Source organism: Litoreibacter sp. (assembly GCF_039974535.1).
GTDB lineage: Bacteria > Pseudomonadota > Alphaproteobacteria > Rhodobacterales > Rhodobacteraceae > Litoreibacter.
The window spans coordinates 304617-323242 of the sequence record NZ_JBDWIU010000012.1 but is presented as its reverse complement, the minus strand read 5'-3'; the positions used below and the strand labels follow the sequence as shown (position 1 = coordinate 323242).

At 54.1% G+C, this 18626-nt stretch carries 20 protein-coding genes; 9 read left to right on the top strand and 11 right to left on the bottom strand.

Annotated elements, in window-relative coordinates:
- The 5 genes from ABJN86_RS14575 (at position 1) to ABJN86_RS14555 (ending at position 3290) form a co-directional block, all read left to right on the top strand.
- Positions 1-390: a TerB family tellurite resistance protein gene (locus tag ABJN86_RS14575; RefSeq protein WP_348363272.1), complete on the top strand. Its 390-nt coding sequence runs from the start codon at positions 1-3 to the stop codon at positions 388-390.
- Positions 391-417: 27 nt separating this feature from the next.
- On the top strand, positions 418-711 hold the full coding sequence (locus ABJN86_RS14570; protein WP_348363274.1) for a DUF1330 domain-containing protein: 294 nt from the start codon (positions 418-420) through the stop codon (positions 709-711).
- A 39-nt stretch (positions 712-750) separates the two neighbouring features.
- Positions 751-1203, top strand: a complete 453-nt coding sequence (locus ABJN86_RS14565; RefSeq protein WP_348363275.1) for a TerB family tellurite resistance protein — start codon at positions 751-753, stop codon at positions 1201-1203.
- Between the two features lie 77 nt (positions 1204-1280).
- Positions 1281-1994, top strand: a complete 714-nt coding sequence (locus ABJN86_RS14560) for a type 1 glutamine amidotransferase (RefSeq protein ID WP_348363276.1) — start codon at positions 1281-1283, stop codon at positions 1992-1994.
- Positions 1995-2105: 111 nt separating this feature from the next.
- Positions 2106-3290 carry an aminotransferase class I/II-fold pyridoxal phosphate-dependent enzyme gene (locus ABJN86_RS14555; RefSeq protein WP_348363278.1) on the top strand — a complete coding sequence of 395 codons (1185 nt, stop codon included), beginning with the start codon at positions 2106-2108 and terminating at the stop codon, positions 3288-3290.
- A 3-nt stretch (positions 3291-3293) separates the two neighbouring features.
- Here the strand turns inward: ABJN86_RS14555 and ABJN86_RS14550 are convergent, their stop codons facing one another.
- Together ABJN86_RS14550 and phaR are read right to left on the bottom strand one after the other, a co-directional pair.
- Positions 3294-4262 (bottom strand): LysR family transcriptional regulator, encoded by a 969-nt coding sequence (locus tag ABJN86_RS14550; RefSeq protein WP_348363279.1) that lies wholly within the window; start codon positions 4260-4262, stop codon positions 3294-3296.
- Between the two features lie 111 nt (positions 4263-4373).
- Positions 4374-4940, bottom strand: coding sequence for a polyhydroxyalkanoate synthesis repressor PhaR (gene phaR / locus ABJN86_RS14545; protein ID WP_348363281.1), 567 nt, complete (start codon positions 4938-4940; stop codon positions 4374-4376).
- A gap of 162 nt (positions 4941-5102) precedes the next feature.
- Between phaR and ABJN86_RS14540 the strand changes: the two genes are divergently transcribed.
- Positions 5103-5696: a hypothetical protein gene (locus tag ABJN86_RS14540; RefSeq protein WP_348363283.1), complete on the top strand. Its 594-nt coding sequence runs from the start codon at positions 5103-5105 to the stop codon at positions 5694-5696.
- Positions 5697-5796: 100 nt separating this feature from the next.
- Here the strand turns inward: ABJN86_RS14540 and ABJN86_RS14535 are convergent, their stop codons facing one another.
- Together ABJN86_RS14535 and phaC are read right to left on the bottom strand one after the other, a co-directional pair.
- A complete protein-coding gene (locus tag ABJN86_RS14535; protein ID WP_348363284.1) occupies positions 5797-6246 on the bottom strand; it encodes a phasin, PhaP in 450 nt (149 codons plus the stop codon).
- Between the two features lie 209 nt (positions 6247-6455).
- Positions 6456-8267: a class I poly(R)-hydroxyalkanoic acid synthase gene (phaC, locus tag ABJN86_RS14530; protein WP_348363286.1), complete on the bottom strand. Its 1812-nt coding sequence runs from the start codon at positions 8265-8267 to the stop codon at positions 6456-6458.
- 112 nt (positions 8268-8379) lie between these two features.
- Between phaC and phaZ the strand changes: the two genes are divergently transcribed.
- Positions 8380-9651, top strand: a complete 1272-nt coding sequence (gene phaZ / locus ABJN86_RS14525; protein WP_348363288.1) for a polyhydroxyalkanoate depolymerase — start codon at positions 8380-8382, stop codon at positions 9649-9651.
- Here phaZ and ABJN86_RS14520 read toward each other — a convergent pair.
- The 4 genes from ABJN86_RS14520 to ABJN86_RS14505 all read right to left on the bottom strand — a co-directional run bounded on the left by ABJN86_RS14520 (position 9648) and on the right by ABJN86_RS14505 (position 13095).
- A complete protein-coding gene (locus ABJN86_RS14520; RefSeq protein ID WP_348363290.1) occupies positions 9648-10343 on the bottom strand; it encodes an alpha/beta fold hydrolase in 696 nt (231 codons plus the stop codon). The genes phaZ and ABJN86_RS14520 overlap by 4 nt on opposite strands.
- Before the next feature lie 344 nt (positions 10344-10687).
- Positions 10688-11344 (bottom strand): hypothetical protein, encoded by a 657-nt coding sequence (locus tag ABJN86_RS14515; RefSeq protein ID WP_348363771.1) that lies wholly within the window; start codon positions 11342-11344, stop codon positions 10688-10690.
- A gap of 30 nt (positions 11345-11374) precedes the next feature.
- A complete protein-coding gene (locus ABJN86_RS14510) occupies positions 11375-12235 on the bottom strand; it encodes an alpha/beta hydrolase (RefSeq protein ID WP_348377725.1) in 861 nt (286 codons plus the stop codon).
- A 119-nt stretch (positions 12236-12354) separates the two neighbouring features.
- Positions 12355-13095, bottom strand: a complete 741-nt coding sequence (locus ABJN86_RS14505) for an alpha/beta hydrolase (protein ID WP_348363293.1) — start codon at positions 13093-13095, stop codon at positions 12355-12357.
- A gap of 213 nt (positions 13096-13308) precedes the next feature.
- Between ABJN86_RS14505 and thrS the strand changes: the two genes are divergently transcribed.
- Positions 13309-15255: a threonine--tRNA ligase gene (gene thrS / locus ABJN86_RS14500; protein WP_348363295.1), complete on the top strand. Its 1947-nt coding sequence runs from the start codon at positions 13309-13311 to the stop codon at positions 15253-15255.
- 3 nt (positions 15256-15258) lie between these two features.
- Here the strand turns inward: thrS and ABJN86_RS14495 are convergent, their stop codons facing one another.
- Complete coding sequence (locus ABJN86_RS14495) at positions 15259-15567, bottom strand: ArsC/Spx/MgsR family protein (protein WP_348363296.1); 309 nt, start codon at positions 15565-15567, stop codon at positions 15259-15261.
- A gap of 285 nt (positions 15568-15852) precedes the next feature.
- On the opposite strand from ABJN86_RS14495, the gene ABJN86_RS14490 reads away from it, so the two are divergent.
- A complete protein-coding gene (locus tag ABJN86_RS14490) occupies positions 15853-16062 on the top strand; it encodes a cold-shock protein (RefSeq protein WP_021099906.1) in 210 nt (69 codons plus the stop codon).
- Positions 16063-16542: 480 nt separating this feature from the next.
- Here the strand turns inward: ABJN86_RS14490 and ABJN86_RS14485 are convergent, their stop codons facing one another.
- Positions 16543-17490, bottom strand: a complete 948-nt coding sequence (locus tag ABJN86_RS14485) for a toll/interleukin-1 receptor domain-containing protein (RefSeq protein ID WP_348363298.1) — start codon at positions 17488-17490, stop codon at positions 16543-16545.
- Positions 17487-18392 (bottom strand): FAD-dependent thymidylate synthase, encoded by a 906-nt coding sequence (thyX, locus tag ABJN86_RS14480; protein ID WP_348363299.1) that lies wholly within the window; start codon positions 18390-18392, stop codon positions 17487-17489. Before thyX ends, ABJN86_RS14485 begins: the two co-directional genes overlap by 4 nt.
- Positions 18393-18626: the final 234 nt, after the last annotated feature.

The following is an 18626-nucleotide window of genomic DNA, read 5'->3' as shown; positions in this document are numbered from 1 at the left end:
ATGCTAGAGAAGTGGTTCAAACGCGCGACCCCCGAGGCACGGCCTCTGCCCACTCCGACCGCTGAGCTATCTTTGGGCGCATTACTGGTGCGTATGGCCAAGGCCGACAGCAACTATCATGCGGCAGAAATTAGCGTCGTAGATCGCATTCTGGCCACGCAGTTCAATCTCTCCCCGCTGGAGGCGGCCAAGATGCGTGCAGATTGTGAACGCCTAGAGAAAGCCGCCCCTGACACCAAGGAATTCGTGGAACTGGTGAACGCCAACATCCCCGCCGATCAAAGGAACGCACTTCTTGAGGCCTTGGCGGATGTGGCAAGTGCGGACGGCATTCAGCACCCCGAGGAACAGGCGCTGATTAAGAGCCTCGCCGTAAGCCTTGACGTGTAATATAAGTAAGCAACCGAAAGGATGCCCATGACCAAAGCCTACTGGATTGCCCACGCTGAGATTTCAGACCCGCAGGTCTATGAGCAGTACAAAGCCGCCAACGCAGCCCCCTTCGCGCAATACGGTGCGCGGTTCGTCGTGCGTGGTGGGGCCCAAGAGGTCCGTGAAGGCCAAGCCAAGTCGCGCACAGTTGTGCTCGAATTCCCATCACTGGAAGCCGCGCAAGCCTGCTATGACAGCCCCGCGTACCAAGCCGCTCTCAAAATCCGAAACCCCATCTCCGACGCCGATCTTGTGATCGTCGAAGGCTATGATGGCTAGCTGACGAACAGCCAACACGATGAATGGTGCTCTACCAATATGATTGCTGATTTTTTCAAACGCCTAACGGCAGCTAAAGACGCCCCCCTTGATGCGGGGGATGCCCGCCTAGCCCTCGCAGCCTTATTGGTGCGCGTGGCCCGCGCGAATGATGACTACACCACCTCCGAGATAGCAAAGATCGACGTCATCTTGGTCCGCCATTACCCTGATCTGGATGCCAACGCTGCCGCGGCATTGCGTGCGGAGGCCGAGGAGATCGAAGACACCGCCCATGACACGATCAAATTCACGCGCTCCATCAAGGACGCAGTTGATCTAGAAGACCGTATGGAGGTGGTCGAGGCCCTGTGGGAGTTGGTCCTCGCCGATGGTGAACGTGATCACGAAGAAGAAGGCGCATTGCGTCTGATCGCTCCGCTTTTGGGGATCAATGACCGCGACAGCGCCCTCGCTCGGCAACGGGTAGAGGCACGCGAAGGCGCGAAATGATCCTGCGACGCCCACTTTGCTCCACAACTCATAAGGTGGGGCGCCGCACTCCATAACATCCGACGAACGAGGGCCATATGAAAATCGGAATTCTCGCCTGCGGCCACGCAGCTCCCGAAGTCATCGACAAGTTTGGGGATTTCCCCAGCATGTTTCTGGACATGCTGGATGGTCATGGGTTCACCTTCGAGACTTACGATGTGGAGCACCTACAGTTCCCCACCAACATCAATGACTGCGACGGCTGGCTGCTAACGGGATCACGTCACGGTGCCTATGAAGATCACCCCTTTATTCCCCTGCTCGAAACCTTCATCCGCCAAACTTATGCGGCCCACGTGCCTATGGTCGGTATCTGCTTTGGACATCAGATAATCGCGCAAGCCCTTGGCGGGCATGTCGAAAAATATAACGGCGGCTGGGCCGTCGGGCTGACTGACTACAACTTCGACGACCTAGGCCCGGTGCAATTGAACGCTTGGCATCAAGATCAAGTTTTGAGCGCACCTGAAGGCGCGGTCACAGTGGCCTCCAATGATTTTTGTAAGAATGCGGCACTGATCTACGATACGCGCGCTTTCACGGTTCAGCCCCACCCCGAATTCCAAAGCACCGTGGTCAACGAATTCGTGCGTCTTCGTAAAGGCACTGCCGACTATCCTGACGACAAAATGGATCAGGCCAAAGAGAACACGTCACAGCCCAACAGCAATGACGCACTCGCAGCCAAGATTGCCGCGTTTTTCAAACAGCCACGTGAAGCTGCTGACCCGGCAATCCACACGAACTAGCTATCATAAACCCGCATCTGCAATAGGTATCGTTCACACAAGCCCTTTTCGATTACCTAAAATTAAGTTATAGATTTTCCGAAAGTAGTTTTTGGAAAAGGCGAAACTGCAATGCGTGACCTCCCTGTTGAAGCCCCAAACACCTATAACGCCGAGCCGATCCCCGAGGCCGCACGCGCGGCTATCGACGAGTTGATGCGCTCTGGCGACTTGTTCCGTTACACCGCACCGGAAAATTCCCCCGTCGCATTGTTGGAGCAAGAGTTTGCCGAGCTTCTAGGGGCCAAATTCGCACTGGCAGTATCCTCCTGCTCCGCCGCGTTGTTCCTCTCGCTAAAGGCACTGGATTTGCCGCGTGACGCGAAGGTTTTGATCCCCGCGTTTACCTTTGCCGCCGTCCCGTCTGCGATTGTGCACGCTGACTGCTTGCCCGTTTTGGTTGAGGTTGCGGACAACTACCGTGTTGATATCGCAGACCTAGAGCGCAAGATCGTGGATGCCGACGCTGTGTTGATCAGCCACATGCGTGGACACACCTCTGATATGGACGAGATTTTGCGCCTTGCTGGTTTGCACAATGTACCCGTCATCGAGGACGCTGCCCATTCGCTTGGCACCCAATGGGATGGAAAGAACATCGGGACTTTGGGAAAAATTGGATGCTTCTCGTTCCAAAGCTACAAGATGATCAATGCTGGCGAAGGTGGCATCATGATCACCGACGATGCGGAGTTGGTTGCTCGCGCGGTCATCATGTCAGGCGCGTATGAAAACAACTGGTCCAAGCACGCCATCATCGCCGACGAAGCCGCTAAATGGCAAAACAAGCTGCCCCTCTACAACCTGAGAATGCAAAACCTCAGCGCCTGCGTGATCCGCCCGCAGCTGCCAGAACTTGCGCGGCGCGTCACAAACGGGCGCAGCAATCATGACTATGTGGCCAAACGCCTAGAAGACAGTGGCTACTTTAGCGTCCCTGCCCCGTTGCCCCCAGAATTACGTGCGCCGGATTCTATCCAGTTCAACTTGAACGATTTCACGGCTGAGCAATCCCGCGCCTTCATGGATGCCACCAAGGCGCGCGGCGTGACCACGCAAGTCTTCGGACTGTCAGAAAACAATGCTCGTGCGTTTTGGAATTGGCAATTCATTCCAGGTGACACCCCCGAGTTGCCCCAAACCCGAGCGATGCTGGCCAAGGCCTGTGACACCCGCCTTCCTGCCCGCCTGACACGCGAAGAGCTGGACTACATTGCGGAGGCCATTATTGCCGCCGCCACAGATGTGCGCGGCTAATTCCTAGTCAAGAATACGCATCTTATCTTTAAGCCACGGCATTTTGTGGGTGCAATATTCCACAATGCTTTGCTGAAATAACGGGCGCATCTCATCAGCCACGCGGGCGGGCATGTCCTGCGTAGCCCCCTTGTGGGCCATCAACGATATACGCCGCGAAATCGGCTCGAACGGCAGATCAAACACATCGACCCGCTCGATGAAGCGCTTGGCCCGCATGACGCCCAAAGGGGTCAGAATCGTCCAGCCCTCTCCCTTTGCCACCATCGCCATAATGGCGTGGTAGCTGTCCAACTCGAAACGGTGCGATGCCTGTAGTTTCACCCGTGACAAATGCGACGCAATCTGGCGCCCCATCACATGGCGGGATGTGTATAGGATCAATGGGTTAACCCTAAGTGTCGCCATCAGGTCAGCCCCCTCACGCACCATCCGGCGTGGGGTCACGACCACGAAGGGATCCTCCATCAAGGGATGCACCTCGTAGGATGGGGACAGATCACCCGGCTCAGCGGCGACGACCATATCTAAGGCGCGTGCTTCCATTTGGTCCAGCAGCCGGTGTGAGGCCCCCGTTTCCAGCAAGAACTGCGCCTTTGGCATCCTCTCGGCCAAGCCGGTCAAAAGCGCCGGCGTGACGTCCGCGTCGAAGTCTTCAATCACCCCAAGGCGCAACCGCATCCGCTCCGACAAATCTTTAAGCGCCAGCTCCGAGGTTGCCATTGCGGCCTCGTGCAGGATTGTCTGCGCACGCCGTAAGAATAATTCGCCCGCTTGGGTTAAGGGCATTGGTCGTTCGGTTCGTGTCAGCAAACGCGCGCCAAGGGCGGCCTCAAGGTTGGACAATTGCTGGCTAACGGCAGACGGGCTAGCGCCCAGCCGGCTTGCGGCGGCCGTGATCGATGGCTCCTCTGCAGCGGCGACGAAAATTTCAACCTGCCAAAGCGTGATTTTTCCCGGAGTGTCGACCATTCAAGTTCCCTACAGCAATCCGATAAAGCCCGTTCATCGAGCTTCCCCGTGGGGCGCAAGATACCATTCACACCACCGAACCCAAGCGCCTTTTAAAGCCGCTCAGGCCTCTTACTTTGCCATTTTCGAGAGAGCAGCCTGCATGTCAGCAAGCTGCTTCTTGATCGCCTCAAGTTCGGAGTTGTCTTCTGTGGAGGCTGTTGTTGCTGCATCCGCATCACTTGAGCTGTCTGCGCCCGGTGCACTCCAACCGCCCATCATGGTTTTCATGAAGGCTTCTTGCTGCGCTTTGATCTGCTCAAACCCTGGCACCCCCGCAATCGGGTTGGCAATGGTTTCAACCATCTTGCTTTGCCCATCGCGCAACATGTCGAAGCTTGCTGCAAGGAAGTCTGGAACAATGCTTTGAGCATTGGTGGTGTAGCTGCGCACAAGATCGGTCAACACGTTGATAGGAAGGACATTTTCACCCTTGCTCTCGTTGTCGGCAATGATCTGCAACAGATACTGACGGGTGAGGTCGTCGCCGGACTTCAGGTCAATAATCTGAACATCCCGCCCCTCTTTAATGAATCCCGATATATTATCTAGCGTAACGTAGTCACTGGTCTCCGTATTGTAGAGCCGACGCGAGGCGTAACGTTTAATCAGCAACGGTGTCTCATCAGATTTCGCCACGAAAAACCTCCCAGTATTGCAACGCAGAAAAAATGCTAGCGCAGGTGCAGAAGAAAAGAAAGGGGCGTAAGCCAGGCCCCACTTGCAAAGCATGCCAAAGCCGCGTCATTCTACAAGTGTCGAGATATATTTAAACTAAAGAGTATTAGAAGGAATTGCCTCATGCGTAATTTTGAAGGCCAAGTTATTGCAATCCGTCGTCTCACCGGCGAGGTCGATACAGAAATCACCAAACTTTTGGGGATCAGCGAGCCAGTAAAACCCGGAACCGCAACACATGCGGACCTTGTGCGAAAGATTGAGCTTTGGCGTGGCCGCGCGGCCAACATGGAAAAGGCCATTCGCTCCGAGGAAGGGCTGCTTAACATTTCCCACGCCAGCGCGATCAAGAAGCACGGCAACTTTGACATCAAGCAGAGCTACAACAGCAAGATGGGCAACATGAGCCGATTACGCAAAGATCTGTTGAAGCTGTCGGCCAAGATTGCGGATCTGATCAATGCGGCGACCGCTCCAGTCAGCGAAGACGTTGCAATCATGAAGGGGCTGCAATCCGCCCTAAAGGCAATTACCGAAGGCGGCGAGGACATCAATCTCTCCCTCACTCAATCGCAGCAACTCACCGCGGAGATCAGCAAAGCCAGTGGCCCGTTGGAGCCAATCGAAGGCTACAACCCCAATCAACCAATTGGATTGTTAACCTTGGCTTTGGTGATGTTTGTCACGGCGAAGAAGGTACTTAGCCGCAAAGCTTAAAAGTGCGCATTCCCAAAAGAAAAAGGGTGGGCCCAAGGCCCACCCTATAATTCTGCGCGCTAAAGGGAGGAGTTAGCGGCAGTATTTGAAGCGTCTAAGCTTAAGCAGCTTTCGTTGCTTTCTTAGCAGTCGCTGTCAGCTCGTCAGTTGCTTTTTTAACAGCGGCTGTTGTGTCTTCTTGGATGTCTTTGCCAGCAGCCATCAACAGCTCAACAGTTTCCATTTGAACTTTTTTCGCAACTTCAGCGAAAGCAGCCATGTGCTCTGCGGAAGATTCTGCAGTTGCAGAAGCGAAGTCAGTAGCAGCTTTAGCGTAGTCTGTAGGCTCTGCTTGGGCTTTAGTAACGCCGGACATTTTTGTCAGGGTTTCTTTTGTCCATTTGGAGGACAGCTCAGCAGAAGTTGCTGCTGCGTCCAGTGCAACTTTGGACATTTTTTCGCCCAAGGCAGCAGAGTTTTTAACTGCTTCGTTGTAAGCGGACATGTCTACTGGGAATGCAGCTGCCATGTCGGAGAATACTTTAGTGAAGTCTTGTGTGTTGTTAGCCATTGTCTTGATCTCCAATAATATTGGGTCAGTCGCGACCCTGTAACTTCGTTTGCGTCTGCAGCATATGTACATGCCGCGCCGCAGCATTACAAGTATTTTTCTGCACTGCAGCAAAAAAACTTTCCAATGATAGGCTTCTTGGGCCAAAAACAAGAAAGGCGCAGGGCGATCTCTCGCACCTACGCCTTAAAATACTAGGGTAAGTAAGCTTATCCCTTGTTCGACTTGATTAGCACATAGGTGCCCGGAGCGGGTGCAAGTATAGGAAACGTCTCACTTCCCGGCTCTCTTGCAGCAACCATTGAGGATGACTTCTCCGACAACCACTTGTCCCAACGCGGCCACCAAGACCCCTCGTTGAAATCAGCGCCCGCCCACCAGTCATCCTGCGTGCCCGACATGTCCCCGTTCGTGTAGTGGCCATATTTCTTCTTCGACGGCGGGTTGATAATCCCCGCAACATGCCCCGATTCCGAGACAATGAACGTCTTATCCTTCGAGCCGAACTGTTTGATACCCGTATAGGATCCCCGCCACGCCGCGATGTGATCCGTCTCGCAGGCAATCGCGCAGATTGGCAGCTCAATATCCGATAGGCCCAATGTCTCGCCCAATAGCTGCATCGTGCCCTTGGCAAGCTTGTTGTCCTGACAAAGGTCGCGCAAATACTCAACGACAAAGCGCCCAGACAGGTTCGTGCTGTCCCCGTTCCAATAGAGCAGATCAAAGGCCGGAGGCGCCTCACCCATCATGTAGCTTCGGATTGCAGGCCCATAGACCAGATCATTGGCCCGAAGGTAGGAGAACGTCCGCGACATAAAGAAGGAGTGCAAATAGCCCTTCTCCGCGACCTGACGCTCAATCCCGTCGACGAAGTCATTCTCCAGGAAGATCCCCATCTCCCCCGGATCTTCAAAGTCGGAGAGCATGGTAAAGAATGTCGCGGATTTAACCGTCTTGTCCCCACGCTTTTTCAGCAAGGCCAGAACCAACGACAGCGTGGTGCCAGCAATGCAATACCCCACAGCGTTTAACTGTTTTTGCCCAGTAATCTTCTTTACCTGTTCAAAAACAGTTAGGTAGCCATCGTCCACATAAGTATCGAGACCAACATCCGCGTAGCTTTCATCGGGATTGATCCAAGATACGATAAAGAGCGTGTGCCCCTGATCGACCAACCATTTGATCAAAGAGTTCTGCGGTTTGAGGTCCATCACGTAGAATTTGTTAATCCACGGCGGGAAAATCACGATGGGGGTCGCGTGAACCTTCTCGGTGGTGGGTTTGTACTGGATCAATTCAAACATCTTGTTGCGGTAAACAACCGACCCTTCGGTCGCGGCGATGTTTTCACCAATCTTGAAGGCGGTTTCGTCCGCCAAGCTGACAAGCAGGTCACCTTCATTGGCCTCGATGTCGTGAACGAGGTTCTCCAACCCTTGTACCAAAGAGGCGCCGTCGGTCTCAACCGCGCGCGAAAGCGCATCGGGGTTTGTAGCGAGGAAATTGGTGGGCGCGAACATATCCACGATTTGTTGCGCAAAGAAAGAAACACGCCCCTTCTCATGCGCCTCTAACCCTTCAAGCCCCTGAACTGCATCGGTAATTGCTTCAGAGGAGTACATGTACTGTTGCTTGATAAAGTTGAAATACGGGTGCGTGTCCCACAGTTCTGACTTGAAACGACGATCGCTTGGGCCTTTATCTTCCGGCGGCTCAATCTTGCCATTCGCCAGTTGTTGCTGCGCATCTACATAATGTTTTAGGGATTTCCCCCAGTAATTCACTTGCTGCTCAAGAATTTTTGATGGGTTGTTCATCATTTCCGCCATATAAGCGGCGACGGCTTGCACGTAGACTTCCTGCCCCGGGGCCTGAAGCCCATGGTCTGCGGACTTTTTCTTGCCCATCGCAGCAACGAGACGCTTGGATAATTCGTCCATCTTCGCGAGGTTCTCATTCAACCGTTCCAGCTTCTCGGCGGCGTCATTGTCACTCACATTGTCAGTTTTGGTTGTCATCTCATGCGTTCCACAATATCTTGATGCTGCAACTGCGAAATAACGTCTCCTGCTCTCAAAGCAAATCACGAATTTCCATAGTGGCAAAGTTTAAGCTCGAAAGGAGCCTCCTGTGAAGTATATGGCAACTTATGACCTGATGGAAACTATGCGCGTCACCAATCAATGGTTGGGTGCGACGGCGCAAGCCATGGGGGCCTTTCCTGCAGTGGGGAACGCAAACCCGTTCTTCAAAATGCTGGGCGCTTGGGGCGAGGTTACGGAACGCTCCTTTTCTCGTATGGTAACTAAACCGGATTGGAACATCGCCTCCGTCGTTGGCGAAGATGGCCGCGACCATCTGGTGGACGTAGAAGTTACCGTCGCGAAGGCCTTTGGCGACCTGATCCACTTCAAAGTCGATGACCGCCCCACAAAGGATCGCAAGATTTTGCTGGTCGCCCCAATGTCCGGTCACTACGCCACGCTGCTGCGCTCCACTGTTGTTAGTCTGCTGCCCGATGCGGAAGTCTACACAACCGATTGGCACAATGCCCGCGACATCCCCGTCAGCGAAGGCAAGTTCGACGTCGAGGATTACACCCTTTATCTGGTTGATTTCCTTCGAGAACTCGGCCCCGACACTCACGTTATCGCCGTATGCCAGCCTGCCCCATTGGCGCTGGCTGCGACGGCCTATCTGGCGGAAGAAGACCCATCGGCACAGCCGCGCTCACTGACGTTGATCGGTGGTCCAATCGACCCAGATGCAGCGGCCACTGATGTGACCGACTTTGGTCGCAGAATTACGATGGGACAGCTAGAGGAATCCGCCATCCAACGCGTTGGCTTCAAATACAAAGGCGTTGGTCGCAAGGTCTATCCGGGCCTTTTGCAACTGTCGTCCTTCATGTCCATGAACGCGGAACGTCATAGTACAGCCTTCTCAGAACAAATCATGCGTGTGGCCCAAGACGAGGCTCAAGAACACGACAAGCATAACCGGTTCTACGACGAATACCTGTCGGTGATGGATATGACCGCCGAATTCTACCTTTCAACGGTAGAGCGCATCTTCAAAGGTCGCGAAATTGCCGACAATCGCTTTGTGGTCAACGGAAAACCCGTCGACATGAGCAAGATCACATCCGTAGCGGTGAAATCCGTTGAAGGGTCCGAGGATGATATCTCCGCCCCTGGTCAGTGCATCGCAGCATTGGACCTTTGCACTGGCTTGCCCGACGACAAGAAAGCGTCTCACGTGGAACCCGGTGCAGGTCACTACGGCATTTTTGCAGGTAAAAGCTGGCGCAAAAACATTCGCCCGCTGGTTTTGGAGTTCATTGACGCGAATTCCGACGTGCCCAAAAGCAACGTAGCTCCGCTTAAGAAAAAGAAAGCTTAGGCCTCGAGCCAAGCTTTCATGGCGGCATTGACCGCTTCAGGTTGCTCCAATGTCGGCAAATGGCCGGCATTGGGCACGATGTTCAACACCGCGCCCTCGATCAGCTCCGCCATGAATTGATGGCGGGCCACAGGGCAAAGCGCGTCGTATTCGCCGCATAAGATCAGTGTCGGGATCTTCAACTTGCGCAATGTACTTTGTTGGTCTGGGCGGCGCTGCAATGCACGTGATTGGCGCAGGTACACCCCCTCACCCATTTCCAAGGCCATATCCATAACCAAGTCCAACACCGCTTGGCGTCCTGCCCCTGGTGCCAGATAATCTGGGTTCATATCTTCTCGGATCACCTCGACCAAAGACCCCGCCAGAACGCGGGCGATTTGTGGCTCTCGCGCGGCAGCATAGGTTGGTGTCTCTGACAATGAATTGGTATCCATTAACGCCAATCGCGTTACACGCCCGCCCGCGCGGCGCGCCACCTCCATCGCGACAATGCCGCCCATGGACAGCCCCGCAAGAGCAAAGCTGGACGGTGCTGCGTTCAAAATATCGACGGCCATAGTTTCGACATTCTCATGGGCACTGATCGGAGCAATCTGGATGGCACGGTCACGACCGAAGGCTTTGATCTGAGGCCCGTACAATCGTGCATCGCACATCATTCCAGGCAGTAAAACGAGTGGCTCAGGCATCCATAGCTCCTTGCGAGATCATTGCGCGGTCGCGCCGATTGGTTGTTTTGGAATATCGGAAAAATACAAGCAACGTCACAAAAAACAGAAAGAATGCGCCATTTAGTGTAGGATTTTGAACAAACCACTCACAGCGTTCTCAGCGCGAGCCAACCAAAAACAGCGCAATTCCGCCCCTTTTGTCGTCGAAAGTGCGTGGCATGGCAATCGTCAATCACGTAACTGGCGATAAGGCGTTACCCATTTACCTATGCCACTTATCGGGCTTTCAGTTGTTATTTGACCTGCACACTGGAGACCCATGTTTTCAATCTGGTCAAAGTGAAGTGCCCGAGTATCGCCATCTAAGGTCCTTCGGCCAACGTTTTTGAGGTCCACGCCTTTGGGACAGCTGGTTGGAGCATCCCCCGATATTTGGGAAAATCACTATATCTGGCCGCGCGGGTTTTTTGATCCTCATCGGGCTCCGCTCCGGACGCCAGCAACTTACCTCGTGGTGTGATGTAGCTAGAGATTGTGCGGCGCGCGATGGGTTCCCACGTCAAGTTGAAGGCCGCGAGCTTGGGGAAATACCATTGCTCCGAATAGGGCAAGTGGTCGTGTATCCAATAGGCCAAGTCCCGCCAATCCCGACCTTGGGCGTATTGGTCAGCGAACCAAGGGATTACGATGCTCGCCCCCCCAATAGGTTTTGTCGCAGACCGGTCCCATATGTGGCATTCGCCGGGGTATTCATTACGCGCGCAATTCAATTTATTCTCGTTGCCAAAACGGTTTAGCGCAGGTGACCGGTACCCCGAGCGCACCGTAACGCAGCCAAATGTCTCGTGCAGCGGGTCCAACAGCTCGGTGCAAAAAGCGCGACCCACTTTCAAGGTCAACTCCACATCCTCGGGGATATTTTGCACCTGATGAAAGTTACCAATCTCCGAGTACAAGAACTCGCGCATGAAGAAATGCTTCGACAACCGCTCGCGGCCCAAGGTCTCGAGCGACCACATGGAGGCGGGTTTGCGGCGTGCCATATGCGTCTACAACCCCGCCGCCCAGTCCTTGATCAAAACCACGGTTTCATCTGTTTGGCCCGGGCTAAGGATGTCGCCCGCGACGACGTGGTTGAACGGGTCATCCCCCTCGCCCATCACGCGCGGCGCCAATTGTACCGGTGCGCCCCATTTGGTGGAAATTGCACGCGTGGTCTCAGCAGAGACCACCGCATCCTCATCCGAGAAAATGAACAATGCGGGCGTTGTGACCTGCGTGTAATCCACGCCTCGCGCATGTTTCACCAAAGCCGCCATCGGGATCAAGGCTGTGGTCGGGTAAAGCGTTGTCCAATATTTTGCATGACCCTCATTTTCGGGGTCAAAACTGCGCTCTGCGCCCGCGACCAATGCCGCCCAACTGCGCGCCAGCGGCCATTCCAACAACGTCGCGAACGGGGAGCGCACGCGGAAGTTGGGCGAGACCATAACGATGCCTTTGACCTGCTTCATCAGCTTTGGATTACTGGCGGCAATGGCAATTGCAGTGCCCCCTGTAGAGGTTGAGATCACCAGTACCTCATCGCCAATCCGCCGCCCGATTGCCAACGCTTCTGCGGTGTCTTCCAACCAGTCGCCCGCGACGGTTTCAGCCATCGCCAAACTGCCCCGCCCATGCCCCGTGATGCGGGTGAAAAACAGGTTCGCCCCAAGCTGTTCAGCCAGCTTATCTGGCACAGGCCTGATCTCTTCTGAGGTGGCTGAAAAACCGTGAATATTCACAATTGCCAAAGGTGTTTTCGCCCCAACTTCACCTGCCCAAATGATACGCTTCTCAACCCCTTCGGTAATGTCGTCAAAGGGGGCTTCTTGCGCCTCAAGGTATGCATCAAGGTCATCTCCCAACATATTACTATCAAACGATATATCTACATCTACTGATTCTCTTGGAAAAAACATCCAAATAGCACCACCCACGATGAAAACCGTCAGCAAGACGCGCCCAAGCCATTTACCAAAGGTCTGCATTACACTGCCTCCAACACGTCAACCACCGCGGCCTCGACCATCGCCAATGCCACCTCATCCGAGAAGCGATGATCGGCCCCTTTTAGCAACGTCAATTGCATGTCCGGCCCAGTCGCGTGATCCAGCAGCCGAAGCGCCACGGACATGTCCACATCCGCGTCTGCTGTGCCTTGCAAAAACCGCGTCGGGAATGGCAACGGTAATGACGCACGCAGCACCAGATTATTGCGCCCCTCTTCGATCAATCTCTTGGTGATAATGTAAGGCTCGCCGTAATCGGACGGCAGGGCCACCTGCCCTGTTTCCAGCTCCGCTTTTTGGGCGTCGGTGAAGCCGCCCCACATGCTGTCTTCGGTAAAATCAGGTGCCGCTGCGATGGTCACCAATGCGGCGATTTTCTGTGGTATACGCTTGGCCATCAACAGGGAAATCCAGCCCCCCATGGAGGACCCAACAAGCACCTGCGGCCCCTCGGTCAGCGCCTCAATCGCGTCTTGAGCGTCCTGCGCCCAATCGCCGATTGCGCCTTCTGTAAATTCACCCGACGACTCTCCATGCCCCGAATAATCGAACCGCAAAAATGCGCGTCCCTGCGCCTTGGCCCACGCCTCTAGGTGAATGGCCTTCGTACCGCCCATATCAGATTTGAAACCGCCCAAGAACACCACCCCGGGCCCCGTGCCAGGTGTTTGGTGGTAGGCAATGCGGCGGCCAGAGGCTGTGTCGAGAAAGTCAGGCATGAAGCCTCCGTCAAAAATCATTGCGCATAAGCTAGCGGATGGCACATCGGTTGCAACCGAAAGCCTAGCGTTTGAACTAGCCATGAATTCGCCTATTTCAACATGATAGCGTGCATCCCTGCTTGACCTCAGGTTCAGCGAGCGGCATTTACCCCCTACACATAACCCGCAACCGGGCGTTCCGTGGGCGCCAAACTGACGAGGAGCCAAAACATGGCCTCTATCTCCCTTACATTTCCCGACGGCAATTCGCGTGACTATGAAGCAGGTGTCACCCCTGCCGAGGTCGCAGCCTCCATTGCGTCATCTCTTGCCAAAAAAGCGATCTCTGCCACCGTAAACGGTGAACACCACGATCTGCAGTGGCCGATTGATACTGACGCGCAGATCGCCATCAACACCATGAAGGACGAAGCCCCCGCGCTGGAACTGATCCGCCACGACTTTGCCCACGTCATGGCCCGCGCCGTGCAAGCCCTATGGCCCGACGTCAAAGTTACCATCGGCCCAGTGATCAACAACGGCTGGTACTACGACTTCGACCGCCAAGAGCCGTTTTCATCGGAAGACCTCGGCGCGATTGAGAAGAAGATGAAAGAGATCATCAACCTGCGTGATCCCGTTCGCACCGAAATCTGGGACCGCCCCCGCGCTGTTAAGTTCTACGAAGACAACGGTGAGCCATACAAAGTTGAGTTGATCGAATCCATCCCTGGTGACGAGCCTTTACGCATGTATTGGCACGGCGACTGGCAAGACCTGTGCCGTGGCCCTCACCTGCAACACACTGGGCAGATGCCAGCGGACGCCTTCAAGCTGATGTCCGTGGCCGGCGCTTATTGGCGCGGCGACAGTGACCGCCAGATGCTGCAACGCATCTACGGCGTGGCGTTCCAGAACAAAGAAAAACTGAAAGAGCACCTGCATTTCCTTGAGGAAGCCGAGAAGCGTGACCACCGCAAGTTGGGCCGCGAAATGAACCTGTTCCACATGCAAGAAGAGGCCCCCGGTCAGGTGTTCTGGCACGCAAACGGCTGGAAGGTTTACACAACCCTGCAAGACTACATGCGCCGGATGCAAGAAACTGACGGTTATGAAGAGGTTAACACGCCTCAAGTTGTCGACCGCAAGCTCTGGGAAGCCTCAGGTCACTGGGACAAGTACCAAGAGAACATGTTCATCGTCGAAGTGGATGAAGAGCACGCTCGCGAAAAAGCCGTCAACGCGCTCAAGCCGATGAACTGCCCTTGCCACGTACAGGTGTTCAACCAAGGCCTGAAGTCCTACCGCGACTTGCCGCTGCGCATTGCTGAATTCGGCTCATGCAACCGCTACGAGCCGTCAGGCGCGCTGCACGGCATCATGCGGGTTCGTGGCTTTGTTCAGGACGATGGCCATATCTTCTGTACTGAGGACCAGATCGAGAGCGAAACCAAGAAGTTCATCGCCTTCCTCGCGAAGGTCTATGATGATTTGGGCTTCCACAACTGGACCATCAAACTCTCCACCCGCCCTGAAAAACGGGTTGGCTCCGATGAGACTTGGAATTTCCTTGAACAGTCCTTGGGCGACGCCTGTAAGGCCGCTGGGTATGACTATGACATCCTAGAGGGCGAAGGCGCTTTCTATGGACCGAAACTCGAGTTCACCCTGACGGACGCTATTGGGCGTGACTGGCAATGCGGCACACTGCAGGTGGACAGCAACCTCCCCGACCGCCTAGAGGCCAGCTACATCGGCGCGGATGGCGACAAGCACCAACCCGTCATGTTGCACCGCGCGACGCTTGGATCCTTCGAGCGTTTCATCGGCATCTTGATCGAGGAGCACGCAGGTAAGCTGCCGTTCTGGCTGGCTCCGCGTCAGGTGGTTGTGGCGTCTATTATCTCGGATGCGGACGACTATGTGTATGACACTGTTGCCAAATTGAAGGCCGCAGGCATTCGTGCCGAGGCGGATATTCGCAACGAAAAGATCAACTACAAGGTGCGCGAGCACTCTGTCGGCAAGGTGCCGGTGATTTTGGCTGTTGGGAAAAAAGAAGTTGAGGATGGGACTGTTACTTTGCGCCGGTTGGGGCAGAAGCAGACCTCTGTGGTGGCGGTTGATGCTTTGGTGGCAGACCTCAAGGATGAGGCCTGCCCTCCTGACCTTAAGTAAATATTAAGCAAAGACGGCTTGTACGTCCTTGCCCCAGCCTAAATGAAGCGTCCCGTTATCAATGACGGGGCGCTTCATTAATGTGGGGTGTGCGGTGAGCTGGTCTAGGGGGTCGGCGGCGCGCTCGGCCTCGGTCATGCCGCGCCATGTGGTGGAGCGGGTGTTGACCAAAGCCTCGCCGAATTTCGCCAAAAATCTGGCCAGCTCGGCGCGGTCCAAAGGGGTGGCGCGGACGTCGATAAATTCGGCATCCGGCAGTGCTTTGAGGGCCTTGCGGCAGGTGTCGCAGGCCTTGATCCCGTAGAGTTTCATGCGGTTTTCCTTTTCGATTCTCGCTACAATATGGGCAGTCTTGCGAATAATGTCCATAAATCGCGCAAGTGAACTTATTGTTTATCAATCACTTAACCTAAAAATACGTATCGAGACGTGGCGGAATAATATCAGTTATTGCAGTTTTAAAATGCTGGCCTAATCTGTTGCCCGTGAGACAGATTTAAGTTTCGGCCTACTTCTACGGATGCGGACCACTAACTTGAAGACACTGCTGCACCACCCCGCCACATAACGTGGGCGGATACTAGAAGGAGACACGGAATGGCCACTGGCACCGTAAAATGGTTCAACACCACCAAAGGCTTCGGCTTTATTGCACCCGACGATGGCGGCAAGGACGTCTTCGTTCACATTTCAGCCGTTGAGCGCGCTGGCCTAACAGGTCTGCGTGACGACCAAAAGATCCAATACGAGATGATCGAGGGCCGCGACGGCCGCGCGTCGGCTGGCGACTTGGTAGCACTTGATTAAGGGTTCGCTGCCCGAATAATCGAAAAAAGCCCGCTTATTTTAGCGGGCTTTTTTGTTGGATTTTACTGTCTGCGAGGCGTCTGCGATGTGTCTGCCTTTTGTCGGGCAAGGTAAATCAGGTGGCCCTATCCCAGATTCATTGGCAGCACCCGAACCGAGGGCCTGGTGCGAAACGCGCCCGCCCCGTTGGAGCGGTTCGGGTGTGGCACGATCTTTGTTCGTACGTGGTGGCTCAATACCATACGACAAATAACTGTTGATCTTTGTTAAAGAAATTTTTTAACGTAGCCACATTAGTCCATTTCTTGAGTATTAACAAATGACATTGCTAGCCCAATACCACTGCCTAAATTGCGGACATGAGTTCGAAATAGAAATTCTAGAACGATCAGAAAAGCAAGAATATGAAAAGCAAAACAGGCCGACTCAACCTGTGACCTGCCCACAATGCCATAGGCGAGACCTTCGAACTGGCTGGGGTTAATTACCCTGCAGAGGTCGAATTAATTCGGACCAATAGTATTCGGCAGATGCAAGCTTATCAAATGAGTCCTGCTGCCCTGAAAATCTTAACCCGAGTGGTTTGAGATAGATACTGTGTTCATTCGTTTCTAGGTTCAATTGCTCGCTAAAGCCGCTGTCATTGAATGAAAGCGATATTACCCTTCCCGCTTGAAAACCCATTTGCGATTTTCGTGATATCGATACATGAGAGACACGCTTGCCGTGATTGTACAATGTTGCTGTAAAAGAGTAAGAGTCCACTCGTTCAATAGCGGCTTCAACAGAAGCATTACGATCTGTTAATTCACGTAGTGAATTATCAAAAAATTCGAAAATGAACTCAAACGCCGACGCTAAAAACTCGTCCTTTTCTCGATCCGTCCAAATTTTGGCGATCGCCAAGTTACTAGACCTAACAGCAGGTCTGACGTCCACTTCACTTCTTACTTTCTCGTCCTTTGCTTTGAGTTTCGATGTTGCCCCTTTCGATTCCTCGACTGCAATTTGGCGAATTTCTTTTGCGACTACTGTCATAGCCTCATCACGATCACGCCAAATACTAATGGGTCGCCCGTCAGTAGGAGTTGCCAGAAGTGATCCAAATGGGGCTGAATGCCAATCACAAGAACGGACGATTATGGGGACAACTCTAGCATCACCACATTCATTCATCGAAAGGGCTTGTTTCATTTCATTCCCGTAACAGTAGTCAGAAGCAATAAAGTCTGAACTGATCAATAGAAGAACTATCTTAGAACGGCCTAATTCTTCAGAAATCACATCGTCCAATGATTGCCCCGCCGTAATTCGGCGGTCGTGCCAAACGTCGATCAACTCCTGTCGACGGAGTAAGCTTAAATGGCTTTCAAGTTCTTGTCTAAATTCTTCATCTTTATGACTATAGGAAATAAATACTTGAGTCACTCAACGACCCCCATAAACTCCCGCCATTCGCCTTTGCTCATGCCGGAGGTCTCTTGGGTGACGTCCTCGCCTTTTAGCATACGGCGCAAGCAGTCGACGCCTTTGCCGGACAGCTGCGCGCCGCCCAAGCGGTAGTCCTCGAACGCAGCATAAGCCGCGGGGACCCAATCGGCGACGACCTTACAAATCGCATCCGCGTAAACCCTAATTTCATACTGTGCATGGCTATCTGCACGCAGGCGCAAGAAGTGAAACAGATTATGGAGGTCAACTTTCCAGTACCACTGCGTATAGATGTTAGCGGGCAGGTTCATGCGGGCCAGCTCGCGGGCTAGGCCGTCTTGGCCATCGTCAGAGATCATCTTCTCGTAGTTATCATAGGCCCGAGTGCTGTCGGACTTGAGGATTTCCAGCACGCGTGCGGCCTCCTCTCCCTCCAGAATTTGGCCGCGGCCTTGGTTGTTCACCACGCTTTGCGCGTTCACATGCTCGGGCGCGGGGATATAGAACTCGCGGTCGAGGATGGAATAGCGGGCGGAGTACTCATTCACGTTGGCCGTCCGGTGGCGGATCCACTGGCGGGCCACGAAAACGGGCAGTTTGACGTGCAGCTTGATCTCGCACATCTCGAAGGGCGTGGAGTGCCAGTGGCGCATCAGGTAGCGGATCAGCCCCTCGTCGTTTTGCACCGACTTGGTGCCCTTGCCGTAGGACACCCGCGCGGCCTGACAGATGGCTGAATCGTCGCCCATATAGTCGATGACGCGGATGAACCCGTGATCGAGAACCTCATGGGCGGTGTAGAGGTGCTGCTCCATCCCCGGCACGGTGGCGCGCATGGTTGTATTCGTCTGGGACCGCGCCTCGGCGATTTCCTGAGCTTGTTCGGTGGAAATGGGCATATGCGGTCTCCGGCGCGTAAGGATTCGTAGCTTGAGGGCACATATTGCGTTAAGTGAGGGGCACACATCAAGATGATGTTAGCGTTATCCACAGGCTATTCCCTATCCCCTTGAAAGCGGGGCGATTGTTTAGCAACACTCGACAAATTCGCCCCCAAATGGGCCGCTGCAACGTTGACTTTCACCCCCCATCAACGGACCTTCCGTGCAAAACGCGTCCAAGTGCGCTTATTC